Annotated in this window: 20 protein-coding genes and 5 pseudogenes; 6 read left to right on the plus strand and 19 right to left on the minus strand. The window is 60.8% G+C overall.

From position 1 onward, the window contains the following. Positions 1-74: 74 nt before the first annotated feature. The 8 genes and pseudogenes from SLT36_RS31605 to SLT36_RS31640 form a co-directional block, all read right to left on the minus strand. A complete protein-coding gene (locus tag SLT36_RS31605) occupies positions 75-1,721 on the minus strand; it encodes an ABC transporter substrate-binding protein (protein WP_432289273.1) in 1,647 nt (548 codons plus the stop codon). A 208-nt stretch (positions 1,722-1,929) separates the two neighbouring features. Continuing rightward, a pseudogene (locus SLT36_RS31610) lies at positions 1,930-3,527 on the minus strand (trimethylamine methyltransferase family protein). Between the two features lie 41 nt (positions 3,528-3,568). Continuing rightward, positions 3,569-4,252 carry a LysR substrate-binding domain-containing protein gene (locus tag SLT36_RS31615; RefSeq protein ID WP_246790476.1) on the minus strand — a complete coding sequence of 228 codons (684 nt, stop codon included), beginning with the start codon at positions 4,250-4,252 and terminating at the stop codon, positions 3,569-3,571. Positions 4,253-4,267: 15 nt separating this feature from the next. Further along, positions 4,268-4,486: pseudogene (locus SLT36_RS31620) on the minus strand (LysR family transcriptional regulator); the annotation flags it as partial. A 234-nt stretch (positions 4,487-4,720) separates the two neighbouring features. Then, positions 4,721-5,588, minus strand: a pseudogene (locus SLT36_RS31625) (SDR family oxidoreductase); the annotation flags it as partial. Between the two features lie 15 nt (positions 5,589-5,603). Next, positions 5,604-5,909 (minus strand): plasmid stabilization protein, encoded by a 306-nt coding sequence (locus tag SLT36_RS31630; protein ID WP_067969187.1) that lies wholly within the window; start codon positions 5,907-5,909, stop codon positions 5,604-5,606. Between the two features lie 8 nt (positions 5,910-5,917). Then, positions 5,918-6,214 carry a PRC-barrel domain-containing protein gene (locus SLT36_RS31635; protein ID WP_067969184.1) on the minus strand — a complete coding sequence of 99 codons (297 nt, stop codon included), beginning with the start codon at positions 6,212-6,214 and terminating at the stop codon, positions 5,918-5,920. 81 nt (positions 6,215-6,295) lie between these two features. Continuing rightward, complete coding sequence (locus tag SLT36_RS31640; RefSeq protein WP_432289275.1) at positions 6,296-6,445, minus strand: hypothetical protein; 150 nt, start codon at positions 6,443-6,445, stop codon at positions 6,296-6,298. Between the two features lie 556 nt (positions 6,446-7,001). Here SLT36_RS31640 and SLT36_RS31645 point away from each other — a divergent pair. Together SLT36_RS31645 and SLT36_RS31650 are read left to right on the plus strand one after the other, a co-directional pair. Beyond that, positions 7,002-7,496, plus strand: a complete 495-nt coding sequence (locus SLT36_RS31645) for a ferritin-like domain-containing protein (RefSeq protein ID WP_432289276.1) — start codon at positions 7,002-7,004, stop codon at positions 7,494-7,496. A 67-nt stretch (positions 7,497-7,563) separates the two neighbouring features. After that, on the plus strand, positions 7,564-8,619 hold the full coding sequence (locus SLT36_RS31650; RefSeq protein WP_432289277.1) for a DNA topoisomerase IB: 1,056 nt from the start codon (positions 7,564-7,566) through the stop codon (positions 8,617-8,619). A gap of 473 nt (positions 8,620-9,092) precedes the next feature. Here SLT36_RS31650 and SLT36_RS31655 read toward each other — a convergent pair whose 3' ends face one another. The 3 genes from SLT36_RS31655 to SLT36_RS31665 all read right to left on the minus strand — a co-directional run bounded on the left by SLT36_RS31655 (position 9,093) and on the right by SLT36_RS31665 (position 10,554). Then, positions 9,093-9,539: a DUF427 domain-containing protein gene (locus SLT36_RS31655; RefSeq protein WP_432289279.1), complete on the minus strand. Its 447-nt coding sequence runs from the start codon at positions 9,537-9,539 to the stop codon at positions 9,093-9,095. A gap of 270 nt (positions 9,540-9,809) precedes the next feature. Then, positions 9,810-10,043 (minus strand): hypothetical protein, encoded by a 234-nt coding sequence (locus SLT36_RS31660; protein ID WP_432289281.1) that lies wholly within the window; start codon positions 10,041-10,043, stop codon positions 9,810-9,812. A gap of 211 nt (positions 10,044-10,254) precedes the next feature. Continuing rightward, on the minus strand, positions 10,255-10,554 hold the full coding sequence (locus tag SLT36_RS31665; RefSeq protein WP_432289283.1) for a DUF982 domain-containing protein: 300 nt from the start codon (positions 10,552-10,554) through the stop codon (positions 10,255-10,257). 11 nt (positions 10,555-10,565) lie between these two features. On the opposite strand from SLT36_RS31665, the pseudogene SLT36_RS31670 reads away from it, so the two are divergent. After that, a pseudogene (locus tag SLT36_RS31670) lies at positions 10,566-10,625 on the plus strand (AAA family ATPase); the annotation flags it as partial. A 74-nt stretch (positions 10,626-10,699) separates the two neighbouring features. Here the strand turns inward: SLT36_RS31670 and SLT36_RS31675 are convergent. The 4 genes and pseudogenes from SLT36_RS31675 to SLT36_RS31690 all read right to left on the minus strand — a co-directional run bounded on the left by SLT36_RS31675 (position 10,700) and on the right by SLT36_RS31690 (position 14,933). Beyond that, positions 10,700-11,788: an NAD(P)-dependent oxidoreductase gene (locus SLT36_RS31675; RefSeq protein WP_432289285.1), complete on the minus strand. Its 1,089-nt coding sequence runs from the start codon at positions 11,786-11,788 to the stop codon at positions 10,700-10,702. A 70-nt stretch (positions 11,789-11,858) separates the two neighbouring features. Continuing rightward, entirely contained in the window at positions 11,859-12,656 is a 798-nt protein-coding gene (locus SLT36_RS31680; protein WP_067969157.1) for an ABC transporter ATP-binding protein, read from the minus strand. 11 nt (positions 12,657-12,667) lie between these two features. Next, positions 12,668-13,562, minus strand: a pseudogene (gene ntrB, locus SLT36_RS31685) (nitrate ABC transporter permease). A gap of 54 nt (positions 13,563-13,616) precedes the next feature. After that, positions 13,617-14,933 (minus strand): CmpA/NrtA family ABC transporter substrate-binding protein, encoded by a 1,317-nt coding sequence (locus SLT36_RS31690; RefSeq protein ID WP_432289286.1) that lies wholly within the window; start codon positions 14,931-14,933, stop codon positions 13,617-13,619. Between the two features lie 520 nt (positions 14,934-15,453). On the opposite strand from SLT36_RS31690, the gene SLT36_RS31695 reads away from it, so the two are divergent. Next, complete coding sequence (locus SLT36_RS31695; protein ID WP_432289684.1) at positions 15,454-15,798, plus strand: ABC transporter permease subunit; 345 nt, start codon at positions 15,454-15,456, stop codon at positions 15,796-15,798. A 253-nt stretch (positions 15,799-16,051) separates the two neighbouring features. Here the strand turns inward: SLT36_RS31695 and SLT36_RS31700 are convergent, their stop codons facing one another. Continuing rightward, a complete protein-coding gene (locus SLT36_RS31700) occupies positions 16,052-17,908 on the minus strand; it encodes a sigma-54-dependent Fis family transcriptional regulator (RefSeq protein ID WP_432289287.1) in 1,857 nt (618 codons plus the stop codon). Between the two features lie 229 nt (positions 17,909-18,137). On the opposite strand from SLT36_RS31700, the gene SLT36_RS31705 reads away from it, so the two are divergent. Together SLT36_RS31705 and SLT36_RS31710 are read left to right on the plus strand one after the other, a co-directional pair. After that, positions 18,138-19,190: an NAD(P)-dependent alcohol dehydrogenase gene (locus SLT36_RS31705; protein ID WP_432289288.1), complete on the plus strand. Its 1,053-nt coding sequence runs from the start codon at positions 18,138-18,140 to the stop codon at positions 19,188-19,190. Between the two features lie 174 nt (positions 19,191-19,364). Further along, the gene (locus SLT36_RS31710; protein ID WP_067969143.1) at positions 19,365-19,658 is read left to right on the plus strand and encodes a ribbon-helix-helix domain-containing protein; all 294 of its coding nucleotides are present in this window, start codon (positions 19,365-19,367) and stop codon (positions 19,656-19,658) included. A gap of 88 nt (positions 19,659-19,746) precedes the next feature. Here the strand turns inward: SLT36_RS31710 and SLT36_RS31715 are convergent, their stop codons facing one another. The 3 genes from SLT36_RS31715 to SLT36_RS31725 all read right to left on the minus strand — a co-directional run bounded on the left by SLT36_RS31715 (position 19,747) and on the right by SLT36_RS31725 (position 22,210). Next, entirely contained in the window at positions 19,747-19,935 is a 189-nt protein-coding gene (locus SLT36_RS31715; RefSeq protein WP_432289685.1) for a hypothetical protein, read from the minus strand. A gap of 1,158 nt (positions 19,936-21,093) precedes the next feature. Continuing rightward, positions 21,094-21,408, minus strand: a complete 315-nt coding sequence (locus SLT36_RS31720) for a hypothetical protein (protein ID WP_432289290.1) — start codon at positions 21,406-21,408, stop codon at positions 21,094-21,096. Between the two features lie 337 nt (positions 21,409-21,745). Further along, the gene (locus SLT36_RS31725) at positions 21,746-22,210 is read right to left on the minus strand and encodes a hypothetical protein (RefSeq protein WP_067969673.1); all 465 of its coding nucleotides are present in this window, start codon (positions 22,208-22,210) and stop codon (positions 21,746-21,748) included. Positions 22,211-22,336: the final 126 nt, after the last annotated feature.

A 22,336-nucleotide genomic window follows, 5' to 3' on the forward strand; every position in this document is an offset into this window, starting at 1 on the left:
ATTCCATCCAGTGGGAGGGGGAGTGGAGGGGGACGGCACGCTTGGCACATGCCGGACCCGACGGGATGGAGAGATCAGGCCTGTTCCATCCAAACTTTCTGAAGATCCATCTGGAATGTCTGGTGAACGCCGTAGTTCTTCACCTTGGCGCCTGTGTGGCTGAAGAGCTTCTGCCAGAATGGCTGGATGATGACCCCGGAGTCCTGCAGGATCGTCTCCAGATCCTTCATGACTTCCTTGCGCTTGGCCGGATCGTTGATCGACAGGGCTTCTTTCAGCTTTGAATCGAAGGCAGGGTCCGAATAGGCGCTCTCGTTCCAAGCTTCGCCAGTCCGGTAGCCGAGCGCAAGGATCTGCACGCCAAGCGGACGCATGTACCAGATAGTCATCGAGTAGGGGTATTTCGTCCAGTCGTTCCAGAAGGTGGAACCCGGCAGCACGGTCCGCTTCACCTTGATGCCGGCTTCACGCAACTGGGCGGCGATTGCGTCACCGGTGTTCTTTTGCCAGTCGTCCTCGACGGTGATCAACTCATGCTCGAAGTCGGCCTGGCCAGCCTCTTCCATGAGCTTCTTGGCGCCGGCCATATCCCGCGTCTTCTTGGGAAGCGGATAATATTCGGGATGGATGGGCGCAACATGGTGGTTCTCGCCAACGTCACCGCGTCCGTTGTAGCCGAGGTCGAGCACGACCTTGTTGTCGACCGCCATTTGCAGGGCGTTGCGGACGCGCTTGTCGTCATAAGGCTTGTGCGTGATGTTGGTGCGTGCAACGAGCGTCGTGGCCGTGGCAACCTCCGACTTTACAAGGTTCAGTTTGTCGAGAATGTCGATGTAGTCCGATGGCGTCTCGAAGTTGATGTCGATTTCTCCGGACTCAAAGGCATTGACCGTCGCCGAGAAGTCCGTTCCATAGTCGATGAACTCGACGCTATCGACCAGCGCTTCCCCACCCCACCACTTGCCGCTCTCGCGCCGTTTCACAACTGCCTTCGAGCCGACGTCGTAGGACACGAGTTCGAAAGCACCTGTCCCGATAGGCTTGCCGATCGGATCGTCACCGTTGAAACTGCGGTGCACGATCAGGGCGGGATAGTCCGTGAAATTCGGGATCAGCGAGATATCGGGGGAGCTGAGCTTCAGTTTCACTGTCGCACTGTCGACCTTGGAGATCGCCCCTTCCTTGGCTTTGCCAGTAGCCTCGTCGATCAGCCCACCGACGCGGGCCGCCATCGAGTTCCCGGCAACGTCCTTTTCGCACCAGCGGGTCAGATTGTAGATCACGTCATCGGCATCGAAGGTGTCGCCATTCGTCCATGTGACGCCCTTGCGCACATGAAGCACATATTCGGTGGCATCGTCATTGACTTCCCAGCTTTCGAGCAGGATTGGCTCAAAGGTGAAGTCCCGCGTGTAGCTTACCAGCGGTTCGAGCCAGCTACGTGCGATATTGCCCAACTCGACCCAGTCATAGGTGCGTGGGTCTTTCTGACCCTTGACTGCCATCGCCACCCTTAGCGTGCCACCCTTTTGGCCCTCCTGCGCCATAGCAGGTGTGGGAAGCGCAAGGCCGGCCATGCTGTAGGCAACGGCCGTGGAGGCCCCAAGTGCGCTCGCCAGGGCCAGGAACTCGCGCCGATCCATGCGTCCGGCCCGCACTTCGGCGCCCATCTTCTCGATCGGGGCAGGCACCCGATCACCATTGCTTTTGAAGAAACGCATTGCCAGTTCTCCCCTTTGTTTGATTCACCCTAACGTGTCGCGAAGCCCTTCATGGATGGCTACCTGCTCGGACCGAGGAACGGGCGCTCATCGCAGCAGCTGTTGGCGAGCCGAGCTCCACCCATCAGGTCCTGACGCGTGAGAGCAGGTTCTGCACCGGAATGTGACATGCTGAATGCGTGCGGTCGTCACCATAGTGGGCCACGGCTCAGTTAAGAGTGTCGGAAAGGTTTGCTTCGCGCTGCGCAATGAAGTCACGCAGTCCCTCGGCGATGCCTTCGTCGAGCTTGGGCTCCTCGTAGTCCTTGAGCATGTTGCGCGCCTTCTCGCGGCCGCGCGTGTCATGGTCCTTCGCACCCTCGGCGCTCCATTGCTCGAACGAGTTGAAATCCATCACGCTTGGCATGAAGAAGGCGGATTCAAAATGTTTGAGTGTGTGCTCGGTGCCGAGGAAATGACCCTGTGGACCGACCTCGCGGATTGCCGCCATCGCCTCCTGGAAGTCGTCGAAAGGCAATCCGCCAGCATATTTGTACCAGCCGACAAGTTGCTCGCAATCGGTGGCGAACTTCGAGTAGCCGCACGTCAATCCGGCTTCGAGCCAGCCGGCTGCGTGCCAGATGTAATTGGCGCCGGCAAGGATTGCTGCATGCATCAACATGTTCGACTCATAGCCGGCCTGTGCGTCGTTCAGCTTTGACCCGACGTGAAAGCCTGAGGTACGCCACGGCAGGCTGTATTTCCGCGCCAACGCTCCCATCAGATACATCATCTGCGCGGCTTCAGGCGTGCCGCCCATCGGGGCGCCGGTCTTCATGTCGACCGTGACCATGAACTGCCCATAAAGTTGAGGCGATCCCGGGCGCAGGAGCTGCGTGAAAGCCACGCCCGCCAGCGCTTCGGCGTTGACCTGGGCAACCGCTCCAACAGCCGAAGCCGAGGTTGAAGCACCGCACAGCGCAAAGGGCGCAAGGATCAGCGGCTGGTTGTTACGCGCATAGACCTTCATCGCATCCAGCATGGTGGCGTCCCACACGAGCGGCGAATTGCAATTGGTGATCGCGACGAGAACCGGATTATCCTTCACATATTCCTCGCCAAATACGAGACCTGCCATCGCCATCGTGTCTTCTGCACGCTCTTTCGATGTCACGATGCCCATGAATGGCTTGTCGGAATGCTTCAGCGCCGAATGTATGATGTGCAGGTGCCGCTTCGGCACAGCAATCTCCATCGGCTCGCAGATGATTGAGCTGGAAGAATGCAAAGCGGGCGCCATGTAGGCGAGTTTGTGGAAATTGTTGAGATCGTCCAGCGTTCCGTAGCGCCGCTTGTTGTCCAGGTCACGTACGTATGGCGCACCATACATCGGTATGAAAATCGAATTTTTGCCGCCAACCTGAACTGTCCTGTCGGGGTTGCGGGCGTTCAGCGTGAATTCGGATGGAACCTTTGCAACCAGGTCCATCAACAGGGCGCGGTCAAGACGGACGCGGGTGCCGGACACATCGGCGCCGGCCGCCTTCCACATCGAGATCGCCTCATCGTCGCGGAACTCGCACCCGACTTCTTCGAGGATCTTGAGCGACTCATCGTGAATGAGTTCCACTGCCTCGTCGGGGACGATTTCATAAACGGGGATGTTACGAACCAGCGTCGGAAATGACGCCATCGGCGCGCGCGAAGGGCCTTGCGGCCGATGCGCCCGCGCCACGGCGATGAACAGGGGAAAGTTCGGCCTCGACGGTGTCCGTGGTGCTCATGTTGCGGGCTCCCTTGCGATAAAGAGAACGCCCGGCAACCCATATGATCAAGCGAATAAACTACTGCTGTCGATTGACTTCAACTCAATCGTTCAGGGTCAACAGCCAGTCCCTCAGAATGCGCGCCTGTCGGCTCAGCGGACGGCGCGCGCTCCAGGTCACGAAGTAGGAATGCGGCGCTATTATTTCGGCATCGGTGAGGGGGACCAAGTCACCTGTCTTGAGTAGAGGCTTAACCAAGCTTGCCCAGCCAAGCACAGTTCCGTGGCCGGCGCGCGCCGCCTGCAGCGCAATCACGTGACTATTGAACCGGCGCACATTGAGACGACGATCGGGGCAACCGACTTGTTGAAGAAAACCCGCCCAGGTCGTCCAGTCCCAATCGATGCCTTCGACCGACAACAACTGCAGTTTGGCGAGGTCTTCTACCGTCGTGACTGGATGTTGACGTGCGAATTCGGGACTTGCCACCGGCAGTATTCGGTCGTCATAGAGTTTTGCCGACATCTCATCGGGCCATTCTCCGTTACCGTAGCGCAGCCGGAGGTCGATGTCCGGCCGGTCAAGACCTCTTGGCTGATCCGAAATCACATGATCCACCACGATGTCTTGGTGACTTGTCCAGAAGGCACTCATGCGCGGCATCAGCCATAGGTGAGCCATAGCCATGGTGCAGCCTATGGTGACATTCGAGTGGCCACCTGCTGATTTCACCTGCAGGAATGTCGAGGCGATGCGCTCAAATCCCTCCCGCAGGGCGCCTGCCATCGTTTCTCCTGCACGCGTTAGTGCCAAGGCCCGGTGACGACGGATGAAAAGCGGACTGCCGAGCTCGTCCTCAAGCGTCCGAACTTGCTTGGAAATGGCACCGGGAGTGACGTTCAGTTCCTCTGCTGCCTTTGTCACACTAAGATGTCTTGCCGCAGCCTCGAAGGCCGCAAGCGCAGCTAGCGACGGGAGACTATAAAATCGACGAACCATGTCTTTCGAAATAATCCGCATCGGAACGCATATGCAATAGCACTACGAACAATTGCATGCCGCTTCATACCCTTGGAGCCAAAACCTGTTGTTGATGGATGAAGCGGACGCCTTCGAGGCTCATACATACATGACGCCTCCTGCGTGCCACGCGCCGATAAGCAGCTCAGGGCAGATCGCACTGGGCGGAGGCAGTGAACCATCCCAACCTGGCTTGGAAGCCGAGAGAAAGCGACCGACTGCGCAGCTTAGCCTTACACCCTCGGGCTGGGCCGGGCGCTTCATCGGAGTCTTTGCACCGAATGTGGACACGTCTTCCGGTTCCTTGTCCGAAGGATTTAATGGTGTCCAGACAGGCCCTGGAGCCACAGCGTTGACGCGGATGCCACGATCAATGAGGTTGGCTGCAAGCGCCCGGGTGAAAGCATGAATACCACCCTTGGTCATCGAATAGTCCACGAGTGCCTTGCTGCCACGTATCCCAGTCACTGATCCGGTGTTGATGATCGCCGAGCCGGGTTCCATATGCTCAATGGCCGCCTGGCTCATGTGAAAGTAGCCGTACAGGTCGGTCTTGAGTGTCGTGTCGAAATGCTCTTCCGTCAGGTCAGCGAAATCGGTTGAATGAACCTGGAAGGCGGTTCACGAGCACGTCGAGGCGACCGAAGGTCTTCATGGTTTCCGCAACTACTTTGCATGAGGTCTTCCTGTCGGTTAGATTTCCAGGCAGGAGACAGCATCTCCTGCCTTCAGCTTCGACTGCTTCCCGGGTGCGTTCCGCGTCCCGGTGCTCGTTGAGGTAATTGACAGCGATGTTCGCGCCCTCGCGCACAGAGCACAGCGACGGCTCGTCCTATCCCAGAATCTCCGCCTGTGATCAGGGCCACCTTGCCGGCGAGCTTTTCGGAGTCCTTGTAGTAGGGCGCATCGAACAGGGGGCGGGCCTATAACGTTTGCTTCCTGCCCAGGCTTGGGGAGCTACTGTTTTGGAAACGGCGGCACCGGATAGAGCCTGGCACCCGCCTGCATGGCTTTGCCGTCGGCGTTCTGATCACTGCGGTCATCCATTTGCCTCCTTCAGTTGGATCGAACGCTGCTTCGTCGCTTCTGCCTGCGCTGACATCGCCCTCTCCGTCGCTCAATGAGCCGCGTTGCGCTTTCGCGTGGCCGCCGCCTTCTTGGCCGAGGTGGAACGTGCGGCGGCGGGCCGCCGGGCGGCCGCTTCGCCGCCCAAGCGTCCGCCCTTCTTCGCGGAAACATTGGTGTCCGGCTTGCCCCTGCCGGAACCGGACTTGTTGCCGCCGCCGGAGTCCTTGTTGACGGTCGCCCAGGCTCGACGCTCGGCTTCCTCTTCGGACACACCCTGTTCCTTGTAGCCTTCCTCGATGTGCTCGGCCTTGCGTTTTTGTTTGTCGGTGTATTTGTCCTTGTCGCCGCGCGCCACCTGTCGTGTCAGTCGATGTGCTCAGGCATGTCCATGAGCTGCTCTTTCGTCCACGATGTTACGGCGTGAACTTCGCCATCTTCGTCCCGCATGAAATCCAACTGCCGCGCGGGAACGGCCACCGGTTTCGCGCCGATGCCGAGGAAACCGCCGACATCTATGACGACTTGGGCGGTGCCGCCCGCGCCATGCACATGAGAAACCGATCCGATGTCCTCATCATCGAGCCCATAAACGGTGGCGTTCTCCAGGATGTCCGGAGTGAGCTCTGCCTCGACGAGACGTACGTGATTTGTGTGGTCCATCACTAACTCCTTGGCTGGTGAGTTCGACCAACCCCTCAGCTGGCCATCAGTTCCAACGGGAGTGCAAATGTGATCGCCGGGCTAATCCAGCTTCAGAGCAACGTGTCGATTGCCGGACATGTGTCCGTCTTTCGCTTCATCAAACGCATCAAACGCTCCGACGGTGAACAGCGCGATGATGGCCGCCGCCACAATGGCGATGAAAGCATAGGCGAGATTGGACTTCTGCATTGGGAATCCTGCTTTCATGGAAGCGCTCGGCTGCCTGTCAACCACATCGACATTTTCTGGGACCTAACGCCGTTTCAGTGCCCGATTTTTGCGAGCAACGTGGGCATCGTGCCTTTGTCGCTCTGGAGACGGGAGCAGCGCGTGAGGTTCACCCACGAACTCGAATTCGTCCGGAACACTGTCAATGAACTCGCGGCCGATACGGTACGTGCAGTATCCGAACAGCAGCAGGGCAACTAGGCGCATCATGAGACTTCCCCTTGGTTGTTGGCTTTCGAACGCTGGGTCGGCGCCATCGTTCCCTTGGCAGCGGACGTGCGCGCGATGAGTGCTACGGGGCGGACGGGGTAGATGCTCGTCTGCCATTTCGTTGGCCAGGAGGAGAAACCGGGAAAAAGACCTCCTGTTCATCGTACCGTCAGGCCCGGTTGACACGGCCCGTAGCGAGACCGGAACGCATCAATACGCGGAAGGTTCACTACGGTGCTTGGGGAGGGGAACCATCTGCCCGCCTGATCCATTCCTACCTGCCAATTCCGGCAGGAGGATTCCCATAATGAAAACGCTGGCTGAGATATTCGAGCATACCCTCGAGGACATGTACTTCGCCGAAAACGCGGTCACCAAGGCTCTCCCGAAAGTGGCGAAGGCGGCAAAGGACACCAAGCTGAAAAAGGCGGCCGAGGATCACCTCGAGGAAACGAAGGGGCAGATCAAGAAGCTCGAGCAGGTTTTCAAGTCGATCGGGAAGAAGGCATCGGGCGAGAAGTGTGACGCGATTGAGGGCCTGATCAAGGAAGCCGACGGTTTGATGAAGGAGGCCTCCGGCACCGCGCTGGATGCGGGGCTTCTCGCCGCCTGCCAGGCTATCGAGCATTACGAAATCTCGCGTTATGGATCCCTTCGCGAATGGGCGAAGGACCTCGGCCACGAGGAAGCCCATACGCTGCTGAGCGAAATCCTCGATCAGGAGAAAGCGACCAACAACAAGCTAACCAACCTGGCCGTAACGACCATCAACAAGCCCGCGACAGCAGCACGGGCGGCATAGCGAGCAATAGCTTCCGACGTGATCTAATCGGCCGGCGTTTTGCCGGCCGCGGGGCCTAGGCACCAGCGTGGACAACCGGATTGAGCACCCACCGGAGGACGCGGCGGCAGCCGCCTCTTTGCGATATGTGAATGACGGGGAAGCAGGCTTCTCACGCCATCGTTCCGGAAAGCGGTTCCGCTATAGGAACGCCAGCGGGAAATGGTTGACGGAAGCAGCCGCCATCGATCGGATAGATGCGCTCGCGATCCCGCCAGCCTGGACGGATGTTTGGATTTGCCGGGATGCCAAAGGACATATCCAGGCGACCGGACGCGATCAGCGTGGCCGCAAGCAATACCGGTATCACCCCAAATGGTCGGAGAACCGTGGTCAGGCAAAGTTTGCCAGTCTCGCTGCCTTTGCCAAGGCGCTTCCAAGACTGCGGAAACGGATAAATCGTGATCTCGGAAGGCGCGGACTTCCACGCGACAAGGTGCTCGCGGCGATCGTTTGGCTGCTCGACAATGCGATGATCCGGATCGGCAACGCCATGTATGCCCGCGACAACGGCAGTTTCGGCTTGACGACGCTCCGTAACCGCCATGTCGAAATCGAAGGGTCGAAGCTCAAATTCGCTTTCAAGGGTAAGTCTGGCAAGGAATGGCTGGTCAAGCTCAATGATCGTCGAATGTCTCGCGTCATCCGGCAGATCCAGGAACTGCCGGGCCAAAGCCTGTTTCAGTATGTCGGCGACGATGGCCAACGGGCGGCCGTCAACTCCGACGAAGTCAACGACTACATCCGCGAAGCCGCTGGTGGTCAGTTTTCATCGAAGGATTTTCGAACCTGGGGCGGCACCGTCAGGGCGTTGACGCTGTTTGCCGACTGCCCTTTGCCGGAAGGGAAACGAGCGGCAGCCCGCGTTTCCAATGAAGTCATCGATCAGGTGGCGCTTCGTCTCGGCAACACGCGCGCTGTCTGTAGGAAAGGCTACATTCATCCTGGGGTGATCGAATCCTGGTCCGCAGGGAAGCTCCAATCACAAATCGCCTCGATCAGGAGCCGCGGCAATCAATGGATGGATGTGGAGGAAACAGTTGCGGCCAGATGGCTGGCCCAGACCGAAACTCACGAGCGTTAGTTCACCCGTCTTTCGCCGGAGCAGTACAAAGAGGCCCATCCAAGGCAATGGATGGGCCTAGCCACTGTCCGTTACTCAATGATCTGGACGATCTTGCGCGTGCCCGGCTCGACCAGAACGGGTTTGCTGGCCGATCACCACTAGTAGCTGTAACTCGCACACAGGTCCGGCGCGTCGAGAGGGGTTATCTCCACAATGTCAGGCAGCACAGCTCCCTCCACGATTTGGAAGTCAGGGGGCGGTTGTACTGGTGTGACTGGGTGGGCGATCACATACTCCCTTACGATGGTCTGCTGTGCAGGTTCGAGTACGAGCGTCTGTGCGTATAGGCTGGGAACCTGTCATCGCGACCAGAATTGCGCGGCTGATAGTCGTAACATGGTGACGTTCTCCACTGCTGGGACATGAGGAGTTAACACCTCACCACAGTCGAGGTTCCGACCTTTGGCCCGCCGGCCCGTCCGAACAGGGTGTCAGCTTTCTGCCTTGAACGTCTCGGCGATCTCTTCGAGCTTCGCCCTGTCGTGACCGTGACGACGAACAAGCTCCTGGGCCTGCAGAGCGGAAAGATCAGACGTTTCAACCAGATGCCTCACCATGCTGTCGTCGGTGGGCAGCTTTGGCCTGTCAGCGTCGCTCCCTTCGGCGGGAGCGGCATCAATGCGTGCGAGTTCGGGATTGAACGTGCCATGTCCTGTCAGCGTCGAATCGTCCGGCCCCGGTACCGCCCACATGAAGTCCTGGGCAGCCTCGCCGACGGCCGATACACCCCAGGAGCGGGCAACTCCCCAACCTGGCCGATCGACAGTCCTGTTCATCGGTTCCAGAAACTCGAAGTAGATGTCCCTGAACGGAACGTAGAAAACGTCCGGCCCGCCATGCCCCGATTGCAACATGGCATTGGTCGTCGATGCGATCACCGCATCCGCAAAAAAACAGCGTCAAAGGGTACGATCTTGAACTGTTCCATAGGATCCTCCTATGCCGACCTGGTTCCGCCGGCAGGGGTTGGTGTCCACCTGTTGATCAATTCCCGAAAGCGCGAGCCGTTCCGTCTCGATCGTTGAACCTTTGCACAGAGGTGCCCGCTGGAAGCCCTGTGAACGCATCGTGCCATCCAGCGAACTCGTCCACACGATAAGACCATGCAGACTGCTGTGAGGGTCGCCATGAACGTCGCTGAAATGAGATCAATTCCGCCGTCTGGTTTCCGCGTTGCGGATATGGTCGTTCAGCAAGCAGATTTCTGGCCAGCCATACTGCTCGCCCGACTGTGTGACGATACTCGCAGCATCTTGCTGCCTTGCCGACGGGATCGATATCGCGTGGCGGACGGCTTGGGACAGGTGAGGGAAGAACTCGCCCGCGATTGAAACGGTCTTCATAGAAGGTGGCTGGCTGATCCAGTTCGACAAGTTTTCCATTCAGCAGCATCGTACATACTCCAATGCATGGCTGACCTGCCGCCTGGGACAGAAGGCATCCTTTGGGTGAGGGCGGAAAAATGCAGTGCACTCGGCCCTTCGTTGGAGTGGCGTGTCGGTAACTGATCAAGCACCGAAGAGTTCCAGCGATCGCTGTGGTGGAAGATAGCCCTGTCGCGGCAGTTGGCCCTTGAAGTGTGAGGCCTCCTGATCAAATAGGTGCGCCGCGCAGGACTTGGGCCGCGATCACCCAAGGGTCGATCGCAACAGGCGTTTGCTCAAGGATCCCGACGGAACGCGCGAAGGCACGGATGGCATCGCTCGCACCATCGGCATGTAACTGCCCCACCTGAGCTGCATGACATGCACGAAGGGCTGAATCATAGATCGGACCGCGACGACTGGTTGGCCATGCGCCCATGAACGCCAAAGCGTCGTTGATGTCTTGGATTTCACGAATGTGGGCGCCGTCGCGGAAAAACACCGCTCGGCCGAATGCCTGGGCTCTCATGACGTTCTCCCGTGGCCCGCTTAAGCGGACCCCCAGGGACCGGAAAAACTACTTTTGCGAAGGCTCTTGCTCAGACCTGTGATGTTCAACTCGTGTTGGGTTCCATCGCTCGTTGGCAAGCGAAAGGGCACCTTGGGGACCTGCTTCAAAGCGAAGGCGCACCACGTGCGAATTCGTCGAATGCCATGGCAGGGACGCCGGCCATTATTCTGGCAGCACCACCATCGCGTTCAATCTGCGCTACCTCCGCATACGTTGAAGCACCAGAAACAAGGCGCACCACGCGTTTGCCGGCGGTTACAAGCTCGACCATCAGCTGGTCGAGATCCTCCTGCCGGCGGATCTCGTGACTGCGATGCGTCTCAACCATGATGCGCGTGGCTTCGCGTCGGGCCAGTTCCAGTATTTGATCCGAGACAAAGTCGTCGTAAAGGACGACATCGGCGGCGTGGAGCGCGCGTGCTGCCTTGAGCGTCAGCAGGTCGGCATCGCCTGAAACGCCGATAACAATGACCCGTCCTTTTGACTGATCGACATGAGAGGCGATCCTGTCCGCTTCGAGCAAAAGATCGCGCGCGTCTCGGTCTGAGAATTGACGGCTAAAGGCGCGGTCGACGAAATGTTCCCAGAATGCCCGACGCGGAGCGCCGGCGCGCAGCCGATCATGGAGGGCAGCGCGCATCGCCTGTGACCATGCTGCCCACGCAGCGAGTGAAGCCGGAAGCAACGTTTCAATGCGGCGACGTATTGCCTGGGCGAGTATGGGGGCAGCACCTGAGGTCGAAATTCCCACGACAACGGGGGAGCGGTTGACGATCGAGCCGAACTGAAACTGACAGAACTCCGGCCGATCGATGATGTTGACGGGGACACCGGCGACAACCGCGCATTGGTGAAACCGACGTGCTTCCTCTTCGGAGGAAGCATCAGCGACGGCGATCGCCGCACCTTCAAAAACATCTTCTCCCCAATCGCGATCGTGATGGACCAGCCCAGCGCCCGGCGTTTCTCTTTCAAGGAACAGGCGAAGCTGGTCACAAAGCTCTTGCGTCCGCACATAGACATGGACCTCGGCGCCCGCCGCCGCGAGAAGTTCCGCCTTCCAATGCGCAGCTTCGGAACCGCCGGCGACAACGGCACGTTTCCCGCGGAGATCTACAAAGATCGGCAACACGGAGAGCTTGCCGATGCGTGCAGGGGCACATTTGCTGAGCTGTCTGGGTAGGGTTCGCATCAATGTTCCCTTGATTAAGTGCTTTGCACGCCGCGCTTCGGCGCGGGCAACGTTTCGGCAAGCGCTATCCCTAGGCCACAGCTTCGACGAAGCGGTGGCGCTCGTAGAGGAATTTCAGCACTGCCTCGCGGCAGCGTAAGTAGGTGCGGTCTGAAGCAAGTTCGATGCGCCGGCGCGGCCGGGGCAGGGGGACGTTCAGCACCTCGCCGATCCGCGCAGCCGGACCATTGGTCATCATGACGATGCGATCGGATAGCAGCACGGCTTCGTCGACATCGTGGGTTATCATGACCATCGTGTTGCCGAGCCGGGCATGGATATCCATCACTGCGTCCTGAAGATGCGCCCGGGTCAGTGCGTCGAGTGCGCCGAACGGCTCGTCGAGCAGCAGGATCTTCGGTTCCATGGCGAGTGCGCGTGCAATACCAACGCGCTGCTTCATGCCGCCCGAGATCTCCCCCGGACGCTTGTCGGCGGCATGCGCCATCTGCACCAGGTCGAGGTTGCGCATGGTCCACTCATGGCGTTCGGCTCGGCTTTTGGTGCCACCGAAGACCTTGGACACCGCCAGGCTGACATTCTCGTAGACCGTCAGCCACGGCAGCAGGCTATGGTTCTGGAATACCACCGCGCGTTCGGGACCGGGGCTGTTGACTTCCTTGTTCTCCAGAAGCACTGCCCCCGCAGAGACGGTGGTCAGTCCGGCGATCAGGTTGAGAAGTGTGGATTTGCCGCAGCCGGAATGGCCGATGATGGAAACGAACTCGCGCTCGGCAATGTCCAATGAGATGCCCTTCAACACTTCCGCACGCTGGGCACCGCGGTCGAAATGCTTGTCGATGTGGTCGAGTTTCAGATAGGCCTTCATGATGCCTCTCCTCAATTTGCCGATGTGCCGCGGGTGACGAAGGCGCCGACTGCCGCCACCAGCCGGTCGAGGGCAAAGCCGGTCACGCCTATGTAGGCTAGGGCTACGATGATGTCGGGCAGCCGCGAGGAGTTCCACGCGTCCCAGATGAAGAAGCCGATGCCGACACCGCCGGTCAGCATTTCAGCCGCCACGATGGCGAGCCAGGAAAGGCCGATGCCGATCCTGAGGCCGGTGAAAATGTAGGGGGCTGCCGCCGGCACCATGATCTTTACGAAGAACTCGAGCTGATTGAGCCGGAGGATGCGCGCAACGTTGCGGTAGTCCTGCGGGATGTTGCGGACGCCCACCGCCGTGCTGATGATGATCGGCCATATCGAGGTGATGAAGATCACGAAGATCGCCGACGGGCTCGAGTCACGGAACGCTGCGAGCGCCAATGGAAGCCAGGCCAGCGGCGGCACAGTTCGCAGGATCTGGAACACCGGGTCGAGACCACGGGTCGCCCAGACCGACTGGCCGACCAACGCGCCCAGGGCGACGCCGACGACCGCCGCCAGTCCAAACCCGATTGCCACGCGCTGCAGCGAAGTCAGAACGCGCCAGGCGAGGCCTATGTCCTGTGACCCGTAGTCGAAGAACGGATAGGCGATAAGTCGTAGGCCTCGGCCCACACCTGGCTGGGCGGCGGCAGGCTGGCGCCGGTTCCGAACACAGCACCTGCCACAGCCCGAGAATGGCGACGATCACCAGTATCGGTGGAATCAGGGCGCCCGCAACCTTGCCGACGAACTGCCCGGCGTTAAAGCGCGGAGTTGGGGGCGTCGCAAGGGCGACGACCTCGGGGGCCTGGGAGAAGATTGGAAACGCCTTCACAACGGTTTCCTCGATGGGCTGGACGGACATTGGAAAGAAACTCCGTGGCTTGCGGCCGGCGCCGTCGCGCCGGCCGGTGCTGGATCAGGCCGAGGCTTTGATTGACAGTGACGCGAGATAGGTGGAGGGGTTTTCCGGATCGAAACTCTTACCGTCGAAGAAGGTCTCGATTCCACGCGATGGCGATGCGGGAATGTCCGCCTGTGCGACGCCAAGGTCCTTGGCCGCCTCGCGCCACAAATCCTCACGGTTGACTTCGCCGACCAGCGCCTTGATGTCGGTGTCGGGAGCAAATTTGCCCCAGCGCACGTTTTCGGCAAGGAACCATGCGTCATGGCTCTTGAAGGGATAGGAGACGCCGCCCTTCCAGAACTTCATGTAGAGGTCGGTGCCGGTTGAGACGCGGCCGTTGCCGTAGTTGATGTCGCCCTTCAATCGGCCGATGATGTCCGGCGTAGGCACGTTCATCCACTGACGCTTGCCGACAAGGCTGGCCATCTCTTCCTTGTTTTCAATAGCGTCGCACCATTGCTGAGCCTCCATGACAGCCATGAGGAGCGCCTTCACCGCGTTCGGGTTCTTGTCGATGAAGTCGGCGCGCAGCCCCAGTGCCTTTTCCGGATGGCCCTTCCACAATTCGCCTGTCGTGGCCGCGGTAAAGCCAACGCCCTGATGTACAAGCTGTTCGTTCCACGGCTCGCCGACGCAGAACGCGTCCATGTTGCCGACCTTCATGTTGGCGACCATCTGCGGCGGCGGAACCACGATCGTGGAGACGTCTTTGTCTGGGTCGATGCCGCCGGCTGCCAGCCAGTAGCGGAGCCACAGATCATGGGTGCCGCCGGGGAACGTCATGGCGACCTTCACCTCTTTGCCTTCGGCCTTTTTCCTGGCAAAGGCTTCCCTGAGCTTGGAAGAATCGAGACCGACGCCCGTCCCGGCATATTCCTGGGCGACTGAGATGCCCTGGCAGTCGTAGTTGAGCCGCGCCACGATCGCCATCGGCAGTTTCTGGTTGTTCTGCGTCACCTTTCCGGAGTGGATCAGGTAGGGCATCGGCGTGAGGACATGCGCTCCGTCGATGCCATTGGCTGCACCGCCGAGCACAAGATTGTCGCGTGTCGCCCCCCAGGACGCCTGCTTCAACACCTCGACATCAGGCATGCCGAACTTGGCGAACAGCCCTTTTTCCTTGGCGATGATCAGCGGCGCGGCGTCGGTCAAGGCGATGAAGCCGAGTTTGGCTCCTGTGACTTCCGGCGTCACCGGAGCGGCATAGGCGCCTGAGGGAAGCAGTTTGCGCGCTGCCATCAACAGCGCAGCCGTCGTGGCAGAACTCGTCAGGAAATTGCGTCGTGTCAGATCCTTGAAAATTGATCCGGTTTCGCCGCGTTTGGTCATTGGCATCTCCGTTCGGCGCATGTCAGCGCTGTTGACCAGTCAAAAAACAAAAAAGCTGCCGGCCAGGGTCGCGCGTCCGTACATCCGGGATCGCGGTCATCTGGTCGGCAGCTTTGCCTGAGACGCCCGCCATTGGACGCCGATATGTCTGACCTCTCGGTCTTGGCTATTGCATTGCACAATGCATGCCAGTTTGCGCATGGCGGGTTTCGAATAGGATTTTCAGCAGGTTATGCAAAAGTTGCACTTGCGCGGGTTCTTACGCCTGCGATCAGCGAATGATCATCCGCGTCACCTTTTGCTCGTTTATTGTGCAATGCAGCAGTTTGACGCCAAATCAGTCACCCCAGTCCTGCTGACCCTGTTCTGGTTCCAGACCTATGTCATCGGCCGCTAGCCGCCGAAGTTCGCCGGCTTCGACCAGGTCGACATTCCGCTGCTATCCGACATCCCTGTCCTTGGCCCGATCCTGTTCTCGCAGCGGCTGCTGACCAATTTCGCTTTCCTGTTGCCGGTCGCGGTGTGGATCTTCCTCTATCGCACCAAATACGGCCTCGAGATCCGTTGTGTTGGCGAGAACCCGAAGGCACTTGATGTCAAGGGTCTGAGTGTTGGCTGGCGCCAGTGCCTGGCGATCATGTTCGGCAGCCTGATGTCGGCTTTGGCGGTGCTGATGCTGGCTATTCCGACCGCTTCGTTCCCGACCTCATCGCCCGTCGCGGCTGGCTGGTCGTCGTCGCCATCATTGCCGGCAACTGGATGCCGTTCCGCGTGGTCGGCGCGATCTTCATCTTCGCCTTGCTCGAGGCGGTCGCCATCCATGCCCAGGTGGTCGGCGTCTCGATCCCGCACCACTTCTTCCTGATCCTACCTTATGCCGCCTCGCTGGTGCTGCTTGCCGGTCTCAGGTCGCGCACGCATCAGCCTGAGGCGCTCGGCGTGCCCTACAGTCGCAAGCGCTCCAGAGTCCGGCTACGCGAGGCGTGGCCGGATTTCTGCCTGTCGTCTGCCCGCCCCGGTATTCTGTGCGAAGGTCTTCGCCGGGCAGGCGTAGCGATCCGGGGCGCTTCCGGATTCCCGAACCACTTTACCAGCGGCTGCCGGCCAGCCGACTAGCGTCAGCGGGCGTGCTTGTAGACAGTGGTGCGGGAGAGGCCAAGCATCCGAGCCGTCTTCGAGACGTTGTCGCCGGCAGCGCGAAATGCGCTTCTGATCTCGCGGCATTTGTGTCGGTTCAACGGATGGTCGCGGCACTCTTCACAACAGTCTTCGGCAGCAATCTCCTGGTCGGCGAAGGAGTCCTCGTCGACGAATTCGAGATGTCGCCGCACCAGCGCGCGCTGCAGGACGGAATGCAGCTCACGGATGTTGCCTGGCCAGTTGCGCAGCGACAGCCTCGCGATCGCGGCATCGGTGATGGCTATGCCCGGCGCGATCTTGTCCATGAGATGCTGGACGACGAGGGCGAAGTCCGAGCGGGATCGCAGCGGAGGCAGCCGAACGGTGTAGGCGTTGAGACGATAAAACAGATCGGCGCGAAAAGCGCGTGACGCGACCAGTTCCTCAAGGTTGCGGTTGGTCGCCGAGACGATCTGCACGTCGACCTTGTGTGTCTTGTGGCCGCCGACCGCGCGTAGCTCCATGCTGTCGAGGAAGCGCAGCAGCGCCGTCTGCGCAGAAGGCGGGATGTCGGCAACCTCGTCCAGGAACAGCGTGCCGCCGTCGGCCGTGCGGGCAAGACCCGGTGCGCCCTCCGTGCGTGCATTGGTGAAGGCGCCACGCTCGTGGCCGAAAATCTCGGCGATGAAGAGGGCCTCGGGCACGGCACCGCAGTTCACTGCCACGAACTCGCCCTTGCGGCCGCTGAGGGCGTGGACATGCCGTGCCATCAACTCCTTGCCGGTGCCGGTTTCACCGGTCACATGGACGGGCATGCGCAGCGCCACGGCTTCTGCAAGTTCGGCCGTCGCTCGCCTGAGCTCATGATCCTCGCAAACGAAGTCCGGCGCGCCTGGCGAGGCAAGCACGGCAGGCGCCGCGCCGGCGCGGCGCGGCGTTTCGATCGAGCCGCGATGGCCGATCTGTCGGCACACCATGAAAACGCCGCTGCCGGCGCGGTCGCGTGTCCGAATGACGCCGCCATTCAGCAGCCCATCCATCGCCATGTCAAAACCCGCCTCGAACAAGGCGTCGAAATGCACACCATTTGCCGTCGACAGCCCCGCCAGGAGGCTGTTGGCGGGACGGTTGAGCGACAGGACCTCGCCGTCCCTTGAGACAGCCAGGAGGCCAGCCGACAATGTATCGAGATATTCGACGCGCGGATGGAAGGCGAAGATGAAGCTTTCCGTACGCTCCTGGAAGATCATGCCGTTCTCGATCTGGGAGGCGGCCATCCTGACCAGCACATGGGTGTGCTGCTGGCGCGCTTCTTCCGAGCAGGACGCATCGAGCAATCCGAGGACGCGGCCGCCGGAATCGAGAATTGGTGCGGCCATGCAGCTCAGATGTCCGTGACAGGAAAAATAATGTTCGCGCCCATAGACGGCGACCGGTTCGCGCCTCAATGCGGCGAGGCCAAGCGCATTGGTGCCGCGATCGCTTTCGTTCCAGATGCTTCCGGGGATGATCGACCGCCCGGCCGCACTGTCGGAAAAGCGATGATCGCTGATCGTGTCGAGCACCACACCATCGGCATCGCCCAGCGCAATCATGAAATTCGAACCGGCAATCTGGGAATGCAGCAGCTGCATTTCGGCAAGCGCGAGGCGTCGCAGGCCAGAACTCGCCTCACGCCGGCGATTGACGTCGGCAAAGGTGATCACCCCACCTTGCGGCGTGGCCCGCGGATCGAGGCCGAGGTCGCGGCAGCGCAGCCAACTGTCGGCGACGGCAGGCGACAGGGTGCCGGCGGGAAGACGGGCGCCGCCTTCGAGCGCTGCGCGGGCGCGATCAATTCCGGACAGGTGTTGCATGGTTCCTCCCAGATGATTTTGCCGACCCAAAGGTCCGGCTGGAACTGTCGGTTTGCGGTAGCCAGAAACTGAACAGTTTGTCGGTTCGACCGTTCAGAAGATGGACGGATGCGAAGCCGTGCCTCTCGCGCAACATGTTGATACTATTACAATTGTGCGGTTGGCACGTGACTTGCGACGTACCTTGGCGACGGTCGGACCAAGGTTTCCGGCTGCAAGGGAGAGAAAGATGAAAGCGCAGGTTCTGACCAATTACGACGACAGCCTGAAGGCCGACCAATGGGTATCGCTCCAGGACGTTCCCGACCCCAAGATCAACAAGTCGACCGATGTCATCGTCCGTATCGGCGGCGCCGGCGTATGCCGGACCGACCTGCACATCATCGAGGGCGTCTGGCGTCCGCACATGGATCCCAATGGCAGCCAGTTGCTGCCGCTGATCATGGGCCACGAGAATGCCGGCTGGGTCGAGGCGGTGGGCAAGGAGGTGGAAGGCATAAAGGTCGGCGATCCGGTGATCGTTCATCCTAAGATATCGGGTGGGACATGCCTCGCCTGCCGACGCGGCTTCGACATGCACGGGCCAGGCAAGTTCCCGGGGCTCGACTGCAACGGAGGTTATGCCGAATATCTCTGCACCTCCGAACGCAACATCGTGCCGCTGCCGAAGACGCTGTCGCCCAAGGAAGTCGCGCCTTATGCCGACGCCGGCCTGACGGCCTATCGCGCGGTCAAGAAGGCGACGCGTCATCTGCTGCCCGGCGAAAACTGTGTCGTCATCGGTGCCGGCGGCCTCGGCCACATCGGCATCCAGTGCCTGAAGGCGATGTGTGCGGCAGACGTCGTGGTCGTCGACAAGTCGGAGGCTTCGCTGGCCCTGGCGGCCAAGATCGGCGCCGACAAGCTGGTCCTTGCGGACGGAAACGAGGTCGAGGCCGTCCTGTCTCTGACCGGGGGGCAAGGTGCCGAGGCTGTCATCGACTTCGTCGGCGAGCGCGGCACCACCACCAAAGGCCTCGCCATGACGCGGCCGATGGGGAGCTACTATGTCGTCGGTTATGGCGAGGACATCCGTGTGCCGACGGTGGACATGGTGATCACCGAGAAGAACATCATCGGCAATCTGGTTGGCACCTGGGCCGAACTTGTCGAGCTGATGGCTCTGGCGGACCGCGGCCTGGTCGAATTGACCACGGTCGAATACCGCCTCGCCGATGCCAACCGGGCCCTGCACGATCTCAACAACGGCAAGATCCACGGTCGCGCCGTGCTCATCCCGTAAGCTTGTCTCTCGGCCAGGTCCCTGATCTGGCCGAGAGATCGAAAGGTCCGCTGCCGGATGTCGCGCCGGCGGCGGAGCGATCGGGCGGTGGAGACGTGCCTGCGAGCCGGCAACGGCGCTCGCGCCCAACGACCGTGTTGCCTCAGGAGGAAGATGCAGGTGGGAGAAACCGATATGTGCAGAGTCCTGGCTACCCAGGCGCCTCAGCGCTTCGAGCAGGTGAGCCGCTCGCTCCGGATTGCCGGACATTCGACCAGCATCCGGCTGGAGTCGGCCTTCTGGAACGTGCTCGACGAGATCGCCCGCGGCGAGGGCTTGTCGACCTCGAAGCTGATCTCGGCGTTGCATGACGAAGCCGTAGAAATCCATCAGGGCGTATCGAACCTCGCTTCGATGTTGCGGACTGTCTGCCTGCTCCATCAGCGCGAACAGGCAGCGAGTGCGGGCGGCCGGCAGGTTCGGGCATGACCCGATCACCACGCCGCCTGCTGCCGGCCGGACTACGATGCGATCCCCTAGGCCGATATCCGCACGCGGACTCGGCCGGGGTGATGGCCTAGTTTGACGTCGCCTTGCCGTCACGGCTCTCGCCGATCCGGTTTTCGGCGATCCAGCGCGCCGCCAGCACCAGCGCGCCCATGCTGAAATCCTTGCCGTGTTTCGCAACCATGTCTTCCGACAGCGTTGCCAGCTGCTGAAAGAATTCGTCCTTGCTCTGTTCATCGGCGGTGAGATGGGTCTGCATCGTTTCCTCCTTGATAAGGGCTACTTGAACATCTGATGGGGAAGGTGACGATTGCGGCTGTGCCGCTGGCGTCGCCCAAGGCGAGATGAGCACCGTCGGCAGACCAGGCAAGGGCGGTGACCACGCCGCCCACGGAACGGACCAGCATTTCGTCGCGCGCGCCGATCTCGGCGACGATCTCTGCCCGTTGGCGTAGCCCGCAGCCACGAGCGCCTTTCTCGGATGGGCCGCCACGGCATCGACCAGCACCAGTCCGGCGCGGCGGTCACCAGTGCGGCGCGGTCTTCGCCCTTCTGCGATGCGTGCGAGGACCATGCCGCGATACGGAACGCGCCCGACGCGACGAACGCATCGGCTGGGTTGCTCCACGACAACGATCGCACGGAGGCAGGGAAGTCGGGAAAGCGTGCCACGCATCCGCGCTGCAAGTCGACAAGGCCAAAACCGCCACCTTCGAGACTGCAGGCGAGGGCCTTGCCGTCGGCTTTCCACTGCAAGCAATGTGGCCGCGAGGGCAGCGCGATTTCGTGCAGCGCCGCGCGTGGCGCCATCAAGGTTCCAGATCGACAGGCCGTCGGCGAATGACGCGGCCACCTGGCTTCCGTCAGGCGATATGGCAAGCGCCTCGATGTGGGAGCCGGGCCCGCGTCCATAGCGGGTCTTGTCGCCAGAGGCGCGCGACAGATAGAGAGGTGATCGCCATCGGTGGCTATGGTGATGCCGGTCTGCTCGGAATGGTCGACCGCGATCACCGGACCGGCTTCCGTACGGAACAGTGTTTCCTCGACCGCGCGGTACAGGTGAGGCCAAGGACGGCGCCGGTTGCATCGCCGCAGACGAAGCCTGTTTTCCGAAACGCCGCCAGGGGGGCGTCGCCATCGTTGCGAATGGCGGCGGCGGTGATCGGTGCTGCGGGTTTTTCCGCGGCCTGATCGTCGTCTGGCCGAGATCGACACTGACCCTGATGCGCTGCTCGGGGGGCTCGGCATCCGTGGTCGGCGCGATGGCGATGCTGCCGTCGGTGCCGAAAAACGCAACCGCCGTGCCGTCGGCGCTGAAGCGGACGTCGGCGATCGGCGATGGGCGCTTCCAACTGCGCGCCAGGAGATCGAACAGGGTCAAGTTGCGAATGGTCTGCTGGTTCATGTTTTCCTCCCGTCAGGTTCGGCGCGCCGTTGCGAGCAAGAGGTCGAGTTCGGCGACTTCCCCTTCGGCAGCGGCAATCCGATCGTCGCAGTCAGTCTGCGCGGCCCGGATCGCCTCGGCGTTCTTCTCAGCCTCATGCAAATCCCGCACCAGTTGCGCAGAGGTGGCCGTTCTGCCGATCTCGAGTTCCAGTCGCAGCACTTCCATCTCAATGCCTGCGAGCGACTGCCGGAGCTTCAGCGCCTGGGCGTTGAGCGTCGAAATTTGCCCGACCAGCGTCAGCCGCCGCTGCAGCAGCTCGGTCGCCGAGGATGCTTGATCGTTCATAGCTATCCCCTATCGTTGCGATAGCGCATGCGATGACGACCGGGCGGCGCAAGGTGAGGCAGCTGAATTTTCGATACGATCGGCAAGCCATTCTTCGAGGCTCTGCGCTCGACTGCGGAACGAAGGCTGGAGCGCGGGCATCCATGCCTTGTTGCGATCGAACGGGCGGCCGGAGTGGGTGACGGGGACGCCACGGCGGCAGCGCAAGCTGCACTCGCCGCGCTCGATCCAGAGACGCTGACCAGCCTGATGGCCGACGCCCACAAAGCGCTGCGGAGAGCCCGGTGTCGATCCTCGGAGCGTGGCAAGGCGGCGGGGCGAGGCACTGAAAGGCTGGTCATTGCCCGCCGTCCGGTGCGCTGGAGGCCGGGCTTTCCCAGCCGGAGAGCAAATTCGGCAGAACCGGAACCTGCGACCTGAACTGCGTTTCCGCTGCCGCGATGTAGCTCTTGAGATCATCCCAGATGTCGACGCGAAGCAACGAGGTGGTGTCGCCCATGAGCCGCTCGATTTCGTCAACATGGAACTGACGCGACAGCGAGACGCCTGAAAAGACGAAGTCGCGCAGCATGATCGCGTGGCGTTCGATGAAGGAATGGATCATCGGATGGGTCTGCGGGGTCATGCCGGCCGAGCCCATCTCCGTCTCGATGAAATCCTGGAAATGGCGTTGCAGCCGGTGCTGGCTCTCGCCCAGGAAGCGCATGGTGAAGATCAGGTCGCGCGGCATCAGGCGAACAAGGTCGGTCGTCACGTCCTGATCGTGACCGAGCGGTCCTGGCAGTCCATCCTTGTCCGTCATGGTCATTCCAGATCAAGCATCGGGCCATTGCTGGCGACGCATTCCAGATATTGGTACCAAATGTTGATATTATTATTGTGCGGTGGCGAGAAAAACGAAATATAAATAATCGTTACATGTGTAATT

Source organism: Aminobacter sp. BA135 (assembly GCF_050859125.1).
Taxonomy (GTDB): domain Bacteria; phylum Pseudomonadota; class Alphaproteobacteria; order Rhizobiales; family Rhizobiaceae; genus Aminobacter; species Aminobacter ciceronei.